This window comes from Cupriavidus sp. GW821-FHT02F09, from assembly GCF_059421605.1.
This window is the reverse complement of sequence record NZ_JBWKVH010000029.1, coordinates 34,219-48,461: the sequence shown is the minus strand read 5'-3', so window position 1 is coordinate 48,461 and position 14,243 is coordinate 34,219. Positions and strand designations below refer to the sequence as shown.

The following is a 14,243-nucleotide window of genomic DNA, read 5'->3' as shown; positions in this document are numbered from 1 at the left end:
CGTCATGCTGAGCCTGGCCATGGGCCTGCGCCAGAGCCTTGGCATCTTCATGCCCCCGCTGACCAGGGACATCGGCATCTCGGTGTCGGATTTCACGATTGCGATTGCGGTGCAGAACCTGGCCTGGGGACTGCTCCAGCCCATGGCCGGCGCCTGGGCCACGCGGGTGGGGTTCCGGCCGTTGATGATGAGCGGCTCGCTGCTCTATGTGCTGGGGCTGGCGCTGCTGGCCACGGCGCACGGCATCGCAGGCGTGACGCTCGGCGCGGGCGTGGCGATCGGCGCATCGATGGCTTGCACGGGCAGCGCCATTGCCATGGCGGTGGCCGCGCGGCCGGTGCCGGCGGCGTTGCGCAGCGCGGTGCTTGGCATTGTGTCCGGCGCCGGCTCGCTCGGGGCTCTGGTGGCGGCGCCGATCGGGCAGGTGGTGGCGCAGTCGTTCGGCTGGCGCGTGGGGCTGGCGGCCTTTATCCTGCTTGCGCTGGTCATGCTGCCCGCCGCGTGGTACGCGGGCAAGGTGGATCGCCTGCCGCTGCCCACGTTGCCCGGCGCCGTGCAGCAGAATGCGCGCGAGGCGCTTGGCGCGGCGCTGCGGAACAAGGCGTTCCTGGTGATGGGCGCCGCGTATTTCGTGTGCGGCATGCAACTGGTCTTCCTCACTACGCACCTGCCTTCGTATCTCGACATCTGCGGCATGGACCCGATGCTCAGCGCCAAGGCACTCGGCGTGATCGGCGGCTTCAATGTGCTGGGCAGCCTGTTCTTCGGCTGGGCCGGCGGGCGGGTCAACAAGCTCGTGCTGCTCGGCATCATCTACAGCGTGCGCTCGCTCGCGCTGGCCTGGTACTTCTCATCGGCGCCCACGCCGGGCAGCACGCTGGTGTTTGCCGCCATAATGGGCTTCCTGTGGCTGGGCGTGGCGCCGCTGGTGGCGGGCTGGATCGCGCAGACCTTCGGCCTGCGCTGGCAGGCCATGCTGGGCGGCGTGGCGTTCTTCAGCCACCAGATCGGCAGCTTCGTCGGCGCGTTTGGGGGTGGCCTGGTCTACGATGCGCTGGGTTCCTACACCCTGGCGTGGCAGACCGGAGTGACACTTGGGCTGGCCGCCGGGCTGGCGCAGATTGCCTTTGCGGTGGCCACGCGCCCGCGGCCGCCGCAGCTGATGGCCACGTAGGCGGGCGCTACGGCAAGGAGCAACCATCATGGCACTGACTCTCCACTACCATCCGCTGTCTTCGTTCTGCCACAAGGTGCTGATCGCGCTCTACGAAAACCAGACGCCATTTTCCGGCGTTGTGGTGAACCTTGGCGAAAAGGACTCGCGCGCCGCGTTCCTGGCGCTCTGGCCCATCGGCAAGATGCCGGTGCTGCGCGACGACAGCCGCGACGTGACGCTCCCGGAAACCACGATCATCATCGACTACCTCAACCAGCACTACCCCGGCGCGCGCGCGCTGCTGCCGACCGATGATGACGAGCGCCGCGAGGCGCGGCTGTGGGATCGCATCTTCGATCTCTACGTGCACCTGCCGATGCAGAAGATCGTAGGCGACCGGCTGCGGGCGGAGGCAGAGCGCGACCCGCGCGGCGTGGCGGACGCGCAAGCCGCCCTGCGCACCGCCTACGACATGATCGAGCAGCGCATGGCCAGCCGCACCTGGATGGTCGGCGAGCACTTCACGCTGGCGGACTGCGCCGCGGAACCGGCGCTGTTTTACGCGGCAGCGGTAGTGCCTTTCGCGCCGACGCATCCGCGCCTGGCCGCCTATTTCGAACGGCTGGTGGCCCGTCCCGCGGTTGCGCAGGTGCTGGCCGAGGCCCGCCCCTACTTCTCCATGTTCCCGATCAAGGACGCCATCCCGGCGCGCTTTCTCCAGGACCAGCCGCCGGTTGCCTGACCCCTTCACATCATGCAGGCCGTCGCCGCCGGCAACGGCGACACGCCGGACCAATGGGTTGCGCCCGTGGTTGCCCGGCGACAGATCTTCCTGGCCGGCCTGGCAGAGTGAATGACTGCACATTGAAAATGCATGACGGCGATGTGCGCGATGTATCACGAATTGACACTTCATCCCGCTGCCGGGTGATGCACGCGGCAGTTCTTGCGCCCATGGCGGGCCCGCTTCGTTCCTAAAGCCGGGATAAGGCCGCAATGGCCCTGCTCCTCTTCGCATTGATCCCCCTTCCCGCTGCTTAATATTCCGCCGCACCTTACGAAACACGACGAGGTGCGGCTGAACCCGAAACGCTGAGGAATTGAAGATTTGCTGGCCCGGCCGCGCCCATGCGGGTGTTGCCAAGTCGTCCTGGTCGCCCCGCGTGTGCTCCCGCCGCGCGGGGTGCTTTTTTTTGCGCGCCGCGGCAATGCGGCGCGCGGCCCGGGGAGGAACATCAACCGGCCGCGTGCGCGGTCTCGGCGACCAGCGCATCGATCAGCGCCGCCATGGACGCGCGCTTGAGCGACGACTGCCTGACCAGCACGCCGATCTCGCGGAATATGGGTTCGCCGGGCAACGGTATCTCCACAACGTGACGCGCGGCCCGCAGCGGCACCAGCGCGGCCGGAATGATCGCGCAGCCCAGTCCTTCATCGACCATCCGCAGGATCACGGCGGGCTCGTCCAGCTCCATCCCCTCCTCGACCCACAGCCGGTGCCGGCGCAGATAGCGGTCCACCAGTTGCCCGCCCATGGAATGCCGGTTGTAGCGGATGAAGGGCATGGCCGCCAGCACCGCCTTCAAGTCGCGCGGCGAGCCCGCCGGCGCAACGCCGACAAAGCGCTCGCGCATCAGCGGTACCCATTTGAGTTCCTGCGGAATGCCTAGCCTTGGCTTGATCAGCACCGCCACGTCGAGCTCGCGTGCATCGACCTGGGTCAGCAATTGGGTAGATGTGCCGGGGACGATGTTGACGTGTGTCTTGGGAAATCCGGCGCGAAAGCGCTTCATGGCCCCGGGCAGCAGCGCGGCCTGCACGGTGGAGACGGCGCCAAGATCCAGCGGCGTGGTGTCGGAGGCGGAATGCGCGCGGCCCTTCATGGACTCGTATAGCTCGACGAAGCGCATGGCTTCAGGCAGCAGCTTGCGGCCCTCCTGGCTCAGCGCGACCGATTTGCCGGCCCGGTCGAACAACGTGCAGCCAAGGTCTTCCTCCAGCCGGCGTATCTGGGTGCTCACAGCTGACTGGGTGAGGGCAAGGCGTGCGCCGGCGGCGGAAAAGGACGAGGTCTCCGCCGCAACAAGGAAGGTGCGGAAATAACGGATCATGTGGGGGTCATTTGGGGGTCATTTGGGGGTCATGTGCGAATCACAGGCGGGATGGCGTGACTCATATTGAAATTTTCGATGCTGAGCACAGAAATCATTCGTTTCATATTACGACTTCTGCTGATTACAATCAAACACGGCAACACACCGACAACCCCCACGCACAAGAGACAAGAGCCCCTTTGATGAGCGCAACCCCGTTGTTCCACCTGGCCTTTCCCGTCAACGACCTGGAAGAAGCCCGCCGCTTCTACGGCGAGCTCCTCGGCTGCCCCGAAGGCCGCAGTTCGAACGCCTGGATCGATTTCAATTTCTATGGCCACCAGGTCGTCGCCCATCTCGCGCCGGAAGAGTGCGGCCACCGTGCCACCAGCGCCGTCGACGGCGACGAGGTGCCGGTGCGCCACTTCGGCGCGATCCTCTCCATGGATGCCTGGGAAGCGCTGGCCGAGAAGCTGCGCGCTGCCAATACGCAGTTCGTGATCGAGCCCCATGTGCGCTTCAAGGGACAGGTCGGCGAGCAGGCGACGATGTTCTTCCTGGATCCGTCGGGCAACGCGCTGGAGTTCAAGGCTTTTGGCGACATCAGCCAGGTCTTCGCAAAGTAATCCCTCCACGCTTTCGTCACAGAAGGACCCAGACATGACCGAATTCGTAATCCAGCCCGCCGAACAGGCAAGCGTCGCCGTGGCTGGCAGCAGCGCCCGCTTTCCCATCCGCCGCGTGTTTTGCGTGGGCCGCAACTACGCCGCGCACGCCCGCGAGATGGGCAATGACCCGGACCGCGAACCGCCGTTCTTCTTCACCAAGCCGGCCGATGCCGTGGTGGCCGCCGAGGGCACGGTGCCATATCCGCCGCTCACGGAAAACCTGCACCACGAGGTCGAACTGGTGGTGGCGATCGGCAAGGGCGGTGCGAACATCAAGCCCGAACAAGCACTCGACCTGGTGTGGGGCTATGCCGTAGGCGTGGACCTGACCCGCCGCGACCTGCAGGACACCGCCAAGAAGATGAGCCGTCCGTGGGACTGGTCCAAGGGCTTCGACGCCTCCGGCCCTTGCGGCCCGCTGCACCCCGTGGCCAGCATCGGCCATCCCGGCGCAGGCCACGTGTGGCTCAAGGTCAATGGCGAGACGCGCCAGGAAGGCGACCTGAACGAGCTGATCTGGCCCGTGGCCGACGTCATTGCCTATGTGTCGCAAAGCGTGACCCTGGCACCTGGCGACCTGATCTTCACGGGCACGCCGGCCGGCGTCGGCGCGCTGCAGCCCGGCGACGAAGTGACCGCCGGTGTGGCTGGTGTCGGCGAGATCGTTTTCCGCGTGGGCAAGCGTTAAGACGCATTGCACTGGCAAGACATACGATGACATGGCTCACCGCGAGCCATGTCATGGCCTCAGCACGATTCCCGCCTGCCTCGGGCCACGCCGAGCGCACTAACTTTCCTCAAACCAGCCTTAACCTTGCTGCTTCGCTTGACGACGTGCCTGCGCGGGTTATACTCTCCCCATGTTGTACGATAACTTATAAGTCAAGCCACAGGAGACACAATGCGCGAGAACCGGATACGGAACATGTGGGCGAACGGGCAAGCCGTTGTCAATGGCTGGCTGTCCATCCCCAGCAGCTTTGCCGCGGAGACCATGGCCCACCAGGGCTGGGACTCGCTCACGGTGGACCTGCAGCACGGCGCGCTGGACTACCGCGACGCCCTTAGCCTGTTCACGGCGATCTCCACCACCGACACCATGCCGGTGGCGCGCGTGCCCTGGAATGAGCCAGGCATCCTGATGAAGGTGCTCGACGCCGGCGCGTACGGTGTGATCTGCCCGATGATCAACACGCGCGAAGACGCGGAGCGCCTAGTCGCCGCCACCCACTACCCGCCGATGGGCACGCGCAGCTTCGGGCCGATCCGCGGCATGCTGTATGGCGGCCCCGACTATCCCGAGCGCGCCAACGAAACCATCGTCGTCTTCGCGATGATCGAGACGAGGCAGGGGCTGGATAACCTGGACGACATCCTGTCGGTCAAAGGGCTAGATGCGGTTTATATCGGCCCGTCCGACTTGTCGCTCGCGCTCGGCTGCCGCCCGACATTCGACGATGTCGACCCACCCGTCGCGGAGGCGATCGCGCACGTGGTGGCCCGCGCCAAGGCGCACGGCGTGGTCGCCGGCATCCACAACGGTGCGCCGGAAGCGGCATTGCGCAGGATCGAGCAAGGCTTCCAGTTCGTCACCGTTGGCTCCGATGCGCGCCTGATGGCGGCCGGTGCCCGGCAGGTGGTGACGCAGATGCGCGACGGGCAGGCGGCAGGCGGCGAAACATCGGGATACTGAGCCGGTACTGAGCCGGCCCCGTTTCGGGACAAGCATTTCAGACAGCGTTTCAGACAAGATCGAGACAAGAGATTTGAGGCACCGGCATCGCGGTGCCCGCTGCGCAGGCGTCCGGCGGCAAGCGATGCCATTGAGATCGACTAACGGAGAACGAAAGTGAAGCTTGGATTTATTGGCCTTGGCATCATGGGCACCCCGATGGCCGCCAACCTGATCGCCGGGGGGCACGAAGTGAGCCTGTCCAGCCGCAGCGGCGTGCCGCAATCCCTGCTGGACAGCGGTGGCGTGGCTTGCAGCTCCGGCAAGGAAGTGGCCGAACGCGCGGACGTGATCTTCCTGATGGTGCCGGACACGCCCCATGTGGAGGCCGCGCTGTTCAATGACGGCGGCATTGCCGCCGGGCTGAGCGCCGGCAAGATCGTGGTCGACATGAGCTCGATCTCGCCCATCGCCACCAAGGGCTTCGCCGAGCGCGTGAATGCGCTTGGCTGCCAGTACCTGGATGCGCCGGTGTCCGGCGGCGAGGTCGGCGCGCGCAACGCCACGCTGTCGATCATGGTCGGCGGCCCGCAAGCGACGTTCGAGACCGTGCGCCCGCTGTTCGAGCTAATGGGCAAGAACATCACGCTGGTGGGTGACAACGGCGCGGGGCAGACCGCCAAGGTGGCCAACCAGATCATCGTGGCACTGAACATCGAGGCGGTTGCCGAGGCCCTGCTGTTCGCCTCCAAGGCCGGCGCGGATCCGGCGCGCGTGCGCCAGGCGCTGATGGGCGGCTTTGCGTCGTCCAAGGTGCTGGAAGTGCACGGCGAACGCATGATCAAGCGGACGTTCGACCCGGGCTTTCGCATCGGGCTGCACCAGAAGGACCTGAACCTTGCGCTGTCGAACGCGCGCGAGATGGGCGTGTCGCTGCCGAACACGGCCACCTGCCAGGAGTTGTTCAATGCCTGCGCAAGCCATGGCGGCTCGGACTGGGATCACTCCGCGCTGGTCCGCGCGCTTGAGCTGATGGCCAACCATGAAGTCGCGGCCAAGAAGGATTGAGGGCACGACTTAGCCAGCAGTCTTTGCCATCGGGCAGCACCCGCTGCCGCCCGATGGCCTTTCCCCACTTTTCCCCTTTCCTCGGTATGGCGTTTGCCCTGCGGTGAGCGCCGTTCACCCCCGCCTCGCCCTATGCCTAGCCTTCCCGATCCCCTTATCGTCATTGCCCCCGATTCATTCAAGGGCTCCCTTGCGGCCGACCAGGTCGCCGCCGCCATCGCCGCCGGGATCCAGCGCGCGCTGCCCGGGGCGACGATCCGGCAACGCCCGATGGCGGACGGCGGCGAAGGCACCATCGACGCAATGCTGGCCGCAGGCGGCCAGCGCGCCGGCATCGAGGTACGCGGCGCGGACGGCGCCGCGCGCATCGCCACGGTAGCGCTGCTCGCGGGCGACCGCGCCGTGATCGAATCCGCGGAAATCGTCGGCATCACCGATCCGGCAGGCATGGCATGCCCCGTGGCGCAGCGCTCGACGACCGGCCTCGGCGATGCCATCAAGGCCCTGCTCGACCTGGGCATGCGCGAGATCTTCGTCGGCCTTGGCGGCAGCAGCACGAACGATGGCGGCGCCGGCCTGCTGCATGGCCTGGGGCTGCGCTTGCTGGATGCGCAGGGCCGCGACATCCCGCCAACGCCCGCCGCGCTGCCCCAGCTGGCGGCAATCGATGCCAGCCAGCTCGACCCGCGGCTGGCTTCCACCAGGCTGGTAGCGATGTGCGATGTCACCAACCCGCTGACCGGGCCGCAAGGCGCCACTGCCGTGTTCGGCCCGCAAAAGGGCGTGCAAGCGCAGGATGTGCAGGCCATCGATGCCGCGCTCGCCGGCTATGCGAGCTTGCTGGAGCCGGCGCTCGGGCGCCACGCCGTGGACGCCGCGGGTGCGGGCGCGGCCGGTGGCCTGGGCTACGCCTTGCTGATGCTTGGCGCGCAGATGCGCCCGGGCGCCGACATCGTGGCGGACTGCGTAGACCTCGATGGCGCGCTCGCGGGCGCCGACTGGCTGATCACCGGCGAGGGACGCAGCGATGTGCAGACGCTAAGCGGCAAGGCGCCGTTGATCGCCTGCCAGCGCGCCCATGCCTGCGGAGTGCCCGCCTCACTGCTTTGCGGCGCCATCGACCCCGCCGCGCTGCCGGCCCTGGGGACGCATTTCACGGGCTGCTTTTCCCTGGCGCCCGGCCCGATCACTGTCGAGCAAGCCATGGCCAACGCGAGCGCTTTGCTATCGGATGCGGCGGAACAGATGGCAAGACTGCGTTTCACCAGCACTCATCCGCTCGAACATGGGCGCCCCCGCCAGGCGGGCGAGGCCTTGCACTGAGCGCCACGGCGCGCCCTGCCTGAAAATCCAGAAATTTCTTAAAGGTGAGCGACCGCGGAAGCAGTATGCTTTTACGAGTCCGCCACGCTCGCGTTGAAGCAGGCGGCCTGGTCTTGCCCCCATAGCCTCCCCCTCTTTAAGGAGCTTGCATGCATCCTAGCGCCCGAGCCGGCCCCAATTCGATCACGCGCGGCGGCAGTCCCGCCGACCCGCTCCTCGCCATCAGCAGGCAAGGCGATCTCATCGCCGAGCTGATCGGCATGACGCGTCCCGCCAATGCCGAGGAACAGCCCCTCGTATCCGCACTGATCGACCGGATCGAAACGCTGGATCGCGGCCTGCGCGAACGCATCGCCAACGGTTGCGCGGAGTTGCAAAGCGTCAGCGCCGGGATGGATAGCCTGCTGCAACTGGCGGAGCTTCAGAGCGAGAAGACGGAGGCGGCTTACGGCTTGTACTGCTTGCTCAAGCTGCTGAAGCTGCAACTGGATGACGCTGTGGAGGACGTGGCTCGGCTGGTCTGAGACGCCGGCGGCCGGGCTGCGGCCGCGACGGCCGTTACACAAGGCGCGGCCTCAACGTTGAAGACATTGCAAACCGTGCCGCTACGCCGGCGTGTCATGCGAATTGGATTTGATTCAAATAGAATTCTTTAAATAATTCTGATAGATGGTATTTTCCCGGCGGGAGTTTCCCATGGGCCTTTTGGCGCCGCATCCCATATTCATGGGATAAATCCTTCCCCGCCGTGGAGCCGCAAGCCCCCTTAGCCAGCAGTGGCAAGCCACCTTGGGGATTCAAAGAGCCAACGTCACGGCATCTCTCACCCGTTCGGAGGTGGGCACCTTATTTCCCGGTCGATACAATCGCCATCACGGGAAAAGGCAACGTGTGATGCGTCGGTAGTCAATCAAGAATGCACAAGTTATTTCGCACCGCCATCGGCGTGAGCGCGTTGGCACTGGTCCTGCCGGCGCACGCCGTCGTCACCAGCTATCGCATCTCCGGCGATCGCTACATCCTGCGCGTGCTCGCCCAGACCAACGATCCGGTCGACTGCCAGCTCGACTGGCAGGTCCGCACCACGGCAGGCTTTACGCGCCAGGGCTCCGTCTTCATCAACAACGTCCCTGGCAATAGCTGGAACGAGGCACTTGGCCCGTTGGTGCAGGACGCGGACCCGCCGGCTATCGGCGCCCGTTGCCAGCTGTCCGACATCGAGCGAACGCGGCGCGCGCAGGAGCAGGCGCAAGAGCAGGAACGCCAGGCGCGGGCACGCCGGCTCGAAGAGGAACGCCGCCTGGCGGCGCAACGGCAAGCCGAGCTGCGGCAGCAGGCAGCGTTGCAGCAACAGTTGCAACAGCAGCAGGCGCAACAAGCCCGCGAGCGGGAGGCAGAGCGCAAGGCCGAAGCGGCATCGCAGGACCTGAGCCGGGGCAATGCGCAGCAGGCGGCCCGCGAGCGCGAGCAACAGGAGCGCGTCGCCGCGCAGCAGCGCCAAGCGATGCTGGAGGAACAGCGCCGGGTCGAGCTGCAGCGCCGCACCGAACAGCAGCGCCGGGCGGAACAGGAGGCCCAGGAGCGCGAACGCCTCGCCCGCCAGAAGGCGGCGGAGCTGCAGCAGCGCCGCGCCGCGCTAGGGCAATCCGCCATGGCGATGAGCGGGTCCATGAGCCAGCAGGCCGCGACGATGGGCGCGGACATCGCGCAGATCGCCGGGGCAGGGCAGGGGCGCGTTGCCGAGATGGCGTGGGAGGCCCCCCAGGGCGATGCGCTCGCGCCGGTGTCCGGCGAGGCGATGCGCAGCTTCTTGCTGGGCCAGGTCGACCTGCCCGCCGGCGTGCGTGCCGAAGCGGCCGGCGCCGGCATCCCGGGTTGCCGGGCGCGCGCCGCCCAAGCCGCCAGCGCGGCACAGGCGTCTTGCCCACCCATCACCAAATTGCCCGCCACAGAGGCGAACCCAGCCACGACGAGGAAACTGCCTTGAGCCAAACCAACCGAACCCTGCTGCGCGGCGTCGCCGTCGCAGCCGCCGCGCTTTGCCTGGGCGCTTGCAGCACGACAAACTTCTCCAGCATGGATGCCGCGTACAAGCAGCAAGGCACCGTAGCCGCCGTGCAGCCGCTGACGGGCAGCGCGCTAGTGGTCGTGCGCTGGCCGCAGGCCATCACGGAGTCCGCGCAGGCGCTCCTAAAGCCGAACTGGGTCAGCCGCTATAACGATCTCGTGTGGAACAACCCGGTGTCCATCATGGGCTTCGACGGCATCCACGACGCCTACCAGGGCATCCCCGCCGGCTCGATCTACTACGCGGCGGAGTTCACCCGCCTGCTTGGCCGCTACATCCCGTCCGCCGACATCGCACTGGAGCCGCTGATACTCGATGCCGAGAACGGCAAGCTGGTCTATCGTCCGCTGGTGCGCAATCGCTTCCCGGCGCGCATGGTCGTGGACCTGTGGGATGTCCCGCTGACCCACAAGGGCAGCACGCATGGCTCGGCCCAGGTCATCGCCAGCGTGTCCACGGCCGGGCTAGCGTCGGCCAAGACCTGCGGGGTACTGGCCTACAAGCCGGCGCTGAACATCATGCCGGCCTTCGATGCCGCAGCATGCCCCGCGCTGGAGGCCCGCGACGTGCCCCATCCAGATGTGATCTACGGCTTTGCGGGCGACTCCTGGGACTACAGCACCCCCATCCCGACCAAGGCGGGCGTGCCACTCGCGCCGGATGCAGCCGTGGCGTTCCCGCAGACCTATGAGCCGTTCAGCAAGGCGTACTACGAAGCCTCCGCGGCACCGGATTTCGATGCCGACGGCAAGCTGCGCAACGAAACGCTGGACAACCTGGCGCGCGTGGTGGCCGACGGACTCACGCGGATCGATGCAGCGCAGGCAACCCGCGTGGCATTCGACGCCTATGTCGCGCGCTACGACAAGCCGCTGGCCGAGCGCCTGGCGGCACGCACACCGGCCCCCGGCGATGAGGCCAAGCTGAAGCTGATCTCGCAGCTTGCCGATGCCGAACGCAAATGGGTCGCCGCGCAGGACCGCGCCCTGGTGGCCAAGCTGCTCGACGGCGCCTATGGCAAGAGCTTTCGCGCGATGCGGCTAGCCAAGGAAAAGCAGGGGGCACGCCAACAGATGATGTCCATGGCCGGCGCCTTCGCCATGGCCGGGGCGGGCATGGCCAGCGGCGCGTTCTCGGGCGCGGGCGCGTTCAATGCCCAGATGGGCAACACCATGGCGCTGCAGGCCGCCATGCAGTACTACAGCGTATCGGGCCAGGCCACCACGGCGTTCTACGAGCAGTTCGGCGCGGAGATGGCCGCGCAGGACAGGCTGGTCCAGATCGAGATCGGCGGCAAGCAGATCGGGCTGCAGGCGGACAATCGCGCGCGCTTGTATGAGGAGGCTGGCAAGATCTATCAAACGGCTTTTGGCGGCGCCACCGAGGCGCCAAAGCCCAAGCCGGCCATGGCGCGGCGCGCGGGGGGCGCGGCGAAGTAAGGCGGCGAAGTGAGGCGGCGAAGTGAGGCGGCGAAGCAAGGCGGCGAAGCAAGGCGGCGAAGCAAAGGGGCGCCGGGGTAGAGCACTTCAGGGATTTGGATGGGCTTGCTGCCCGCCGTCAACGATCGACGATCGTGCCCAGGTTTTGCCGCACGCGCTGGAGCAGGCCGATCAGTTGCTCGCGCTCCGGCTCGCTGAGGCCGGCCAGCGCCTCCGCCGCAACCTCGTCGCCGACCCGCCGGGCCTTGTCCAGTGCGCTTTCCGCCTTGGGCGTCATGCGCACCACGCGCTCGCGGCGGTCTTCCGGGTTGGGCACGCGCTCGATCCAGCCGCCCTCTTCCATCCGGTCAAGCAGGCGTCCCGCCGAAATCGGCGCGACTTCCAGCAGCTCGGCGAGCCGCACCTGGTTGACTTCACCATAGTGCGACAGGTAGGCGAGTGCGCGGCATTGCGCCCGGGTGAGATCGAGGGACGACTTGGCCAGCTCATCGAACCGCTTGCCGTTGAGGCGGCCAACGTCCGAGACCAGGAAGCCAAAGCGCTTTTCCAGTTTCGTTTCCATGGCGCGATTGTACAAAGATCTCCCTCAGGCACGCCGCCACGCCAGCAAGAAGCGGCTTGCCATGCTTTGGCGCGACCGTATAATAAGCATGCTTATTATTCAACCCCACCCCTCCAGGTTGTTCAAACCATGTCCTCCGATGCGGTAGCCGGGCGCGTAGAAATGCCGCTCAACCGGCCCATGATCACCATCGCGATCATGGCCGCGACCTTGATCCAGACACTCGACAGCACCATCGCCAACGTGGCGCTGCCCCACATGCAAGGCAGCCTGTCGGCATCGCAGGACGAGATCACCTGGGTGCTGACCTCGTACATCGTCGCTGCCGCGATCGCCACGCCGCTCACCGGCTGGCTGTCCGACCGGCTCAGCGTCAAGCGTCTGCTGGCCATCTCGATCACCGGCTTCACCATTGCCTCGGCGTTCTGCGGGATGTCCGACACGCTGGCGCAGATCGTGGCGTCGCGGCTGCTGCAGGGCATATTCGGGGCGTCGCTGGTGCCGCTGTCGCAATCCATCCTGCTGGATATCAACCCCCGCGAGAAGCAGGGACAGGCGATGGCGGTGTGGGGCATGGGCGTGATGGTGGGGCCCATCCTGGGCCCGACGCTGGGCGGCTGGCTGACCGATAGCTACAACTGGCGATGGGTGTTTTTCATCAATGTGCCGATTGGCGCATTCGCGTTGTTCGGCGTGCTGTCCTTCCTGCCCAACCGGGCGCCGGCACGGGCCTTGAAGTTCGATGCGTTCGGCTTCATCACGCTTGGCCTGGCCATCGGCGCGCTCCAGGCCATGCTCGACCGCGGCGAACAGCTCGACTGGTTCGGCTCGCTGGAGATCCGCATCGAGGCCATCCTGGCGGGGGTCAGCTTTCTGTATTTCCTGGCGCACACCGCCACGGCCGGGCCCAGGTCATTCTTCCGGTACCAGTTGCTCAAGGACCGCAACTTTGCCACCGGTGCCTGCTTCATCTTCGTGATCGGCGCGGTCATGTACGCCACCCGCGCCTTACTGCCGCCGATGCTGCAAAACCTGATGGGCTATCCGGTGGCCACCACCGGGCTGGTCACCGCGCCAAGCGGCGCCGGCACCATGCTCTCCATGCTGCTGGCCGGGCGCCTGCTCAAGCGCATCGACGCGCGGGTGCTGCTGTTTGCGGGCTTCCTGATTTCCGCTTTCGCGCTGTGGCAGATGATGCAGTACACCGTGGTGCTGTCGGTATCCGATATCGTGTGGCCCGGCATCGTCCAGGGCTTTGGCCTGGGACTGGTGTTCGTGCCGCTGAGCGCGCTGACGTTCTCCACGCTCGCGCCGGAACTGCGCGCGGACGGCACGGCCACCTACAGCCTGATGCGCAATATCGGCAGCAGCATCGGCATCTCCGTGATCCAGACCTTGATGACGCGCAACACGCAGGTGGCCCACGCCGACCTGGCGGCCAATGTGAGCGTGTACAACCCGGCCCTGCAATCCTTGCTGGCAAGCGGCTCGCGCTATGACCTGGCCATGCTCAACCAGTCGATCAACCAGCAGGCCGCGATGATCGCCTACCTCAACGATTTCAAGGTCATGTTCCTTGCGACGCTGCTGGTGGTGCCGCTCATCCTGCTGATCAAGCCCACGCGCCACGTCGAGGACGATGCCGTGGCGCATGCGGCCATGGATTGACGCGCTTTTAGCCGAGATTGTTCATTAGCGATGTGCCTGCGAGAGGTCGACTGGCTCATCGGCATTGCCCCACAAGCCCTCAAACCACGGTCTTCGTTTTCGCGCCACGGCCAGGCGCAAGACTGGCTTGACATTTCCTGCATCGTCATCCCACAGGGCGCCCACGGCCAGTACCCGATGGTGAAGCGTGCAGAGGGTGTGATGCACCTTCTGACGCATCACTGCATGGCGAAACACGCTCATCAGGTTGTAAGCGAGCATCGCCACGCCCAGCGCTGCCTCCGTGGCCCAAAAGTCGCGTAACACAAAGCGACTCAAACCAAAGTCGGCCTTGAGCTCCTCGATGCGGCTCTCGCAATCGGCCCTGCCCCGGTACAGGCGCCAGACTTCCAGCGCGGGAAGTTGCAGATCGGTGAGCATGGCCTTCTAGCGCCAGCCCTGCAAATCGGCGTCATCGGCAAACAGCGGCAGCGTCTTGCCCCCAACGGTGGCGTTCTCGGCGCCGTCCTTGCGGCCGATGTGCTGG

The 14,243-nt window shown here is 66.3% G+C and carries 14 protein-coding genes; 11 read left to right on the top strand and 3 right to left on the bottom strand.

Annotated features, from left to right (window positions below; genetic code table 11):
- Window positions 1–4: 4 nt before the first annotated feature.
- Both AC07XB_RS26580 and AC07XB_RS26575 read left to right on the top strand, forming a co-directional pair.
- On the top strand, window positions 5–1,174 hold the full coding sequence (locus AC07XB_RS26580; RefSeq protein ID WP_492828962.1) for an MFS transporter: 1,170 nt from the start codon (window positions 5–7) through the stop codon (window positions 1,172–1,174).
- 28 nt (window positions 1,175–1,202) lie between these two features.
- A complete protein-coding gene (locus tag AC07XB_RS26575; protein ID WP_492373401.1) occupies window positions 1,203–1,898 on the top strand; it encodes a glutathione S-transferase family protein in 696 nt (231 codons plus the stop codon).
- Between the two features lie 493 nt (window positions 1,899–2,391).
- On the opposite strand, the gene AC07XB_RS26570 is transcribed toward AC07XB_RS26575, so the two are convergent.
- A complete protein-coding gene (locus AC07XB_RS26570; protein WP_492813007.1) occupies window positions 2,392–3,267 on the bottom strand; it encodes a LysR family transcriptional regulator in 876 nt (291 codons plus the stop codon).
- Window positions 3,268–3,452: 185 nt separating this feature from the next.
- Here AC07XB_RS26570 and AC07XB_RS26565 point away from each other — a divergent pair, with 185 nt between their 5' ends.
- The 8 genes from AC07XB_RS26565 to AC07XB_RS26530 all read left to right on the top strand — a co-directional run bounded on the left by AC07XB_RS26565 (window position 3,453) and on the right by AC07XB_RS26530 (window position 11,487).
- The gene (locus AC07XB_RS26565) at window positions 3,453–3,875 is read left to right on the top strand and encodes a VOC family protein (RefSeq protein ID WP_150990449.1); all 423 of its coding nucleotides are present in this window, start codon (window positions 3,453–3,455) and stop codon (window positions 3,873–3,875) included.
- Between the two features lie 34 nt (window positions 3,876–3,909).
- Window positions 3,910–4,605 (top strand): fumarylacetoacetate hydrolase family protein, encoded by a 696-nt coding sequence (locus tag AC07XB_RS26560; protein WP_492828863.1) that lies wholly within the window; start codon window positions 3,910–3,912, stop codon window positions 4,603–4,605.
- Window positions 4,606–4,818: 213 nt separating this feature from the next.
- A complete protein-coding gene (locus AC07XB_RS26555) occupies window positions 4,819–5,610 on the top strand; it encodes an HpcH/HpaI aldolase family protein (RefSeq protein WP_492813011.1) in 792 nt (263 codons plus the stop codon).
- 156 nt (window positions 5,611–5,766) lie between these two features.
- Window positions 5,767–6,657 (top strand): 2-hydroxy-3-oxopropionate reductase, encoded by an 891-nt coding sequence (gene glxR, locus AC07XB_RS26550; protein ID WP_492828865.1) that lies wholly within the window; start codon window positions 5,767–5,769, stop codon window positions 6,655–6,657.
- A gap of 132 nt (window positions 6,658–6,789) precedes the next feature.
- A complete protein-coding gene (locus AC07XB_RS26545) occupies window positions 6,790–7,980 on the top strand; it encodes a glycerate kinase (RefSeq protein WP_492828867.1) in 1,191 nt (396 codons plus the stop codon).
- A gap of 149 nt (window positions 7,981–8,129) precedes the next feature.
- On the top strand, window positions 8,130–8,504 hold the full coding sequence (locus AC07XB_RS26540) for a DUF1484 family protein (RefSeq protein ID WP_492813015.1): 375 nt from the start codon (window positions 8,130–8,132) through the stop codon (window positions 8,502–8,504).
- A gap of 392 nt (window positions 8,505–8,896) precedes the next feature.
- Entirely contained in the window at window positions 8,897–9,967 is a 1,071-nt protein-coding gene (locus tag AC07XB_RS26535) for a hypothetical protein (RefSeq protein WP_492828869.1), read from the top strand.
- The gene (locus AC07XB_RS26530) at window positions 9,964–11,487 is read left to right on the top strand and encodes a hypothetical protein (RefSeq protein ID WP_492828871.1); all 1,524 of its coding nucleotides are present in this window, start codon (window positions 9,964–9,966) and stop codon (window positions 11,485–11,487) included. Before AC07XB_RS26535 ends, AC07XB_RS26530 begins: the two co-directional genes overlap by 4 nt.
- A gap of 118 nt (window positions 11,488–11,605) precedes the next feature.
- On the opposite strand, the gene AC07XB_RS26525 is transcribed toward AC07XB_RS26530, so the two are convergent.
- Window positions 11,606–12,049, bottom strand: a complete 444-nt coding sequence (locus AC07XB_RS26525) for a MarR family winged helix-turn-helix transcriptional regulator (protein ID WP_174425270.1) — start codon at window positions 12,047–12,049, stop codon at window positions 11,606–11,608.
- Window positions 12,050–12,178: 129 nt separating this feature from the next.
- Here AC07XB_RS26525 and AC07XB_RS26520 point away from each other — a divergent pair, with 129 nt between their 5' ends.
- Window positions 12,179–13,717 (top strand): DHA2 family efflux MFS transporter permease subunit, encoded by a 1,539-nt coding sequence (locus AC07XB_RS26520; RefSeq protein ID WP_492373410.1) that lies wholly within the window; start codon window positions 12,179–12,181, stop codon window positions 13,715–13,717.
- 24 nt (window positions 13,718–13,741) lie between these two features.
- Here AC07XB_RS26520 and AC07XB_RS26515 read toward each other — a convergent pair whose 3' ends face one another.
- Entirely contained in the window at window positions 13,742–14,137 is a 396-nt protein-coding gene (locus AC07XB_RS26515; protein WP_492828873.1) for a transposase, read from the bottom strand.
- Between the last annotated feature and the right edge of the window lie 106 nt (window positions 14,138–14,243).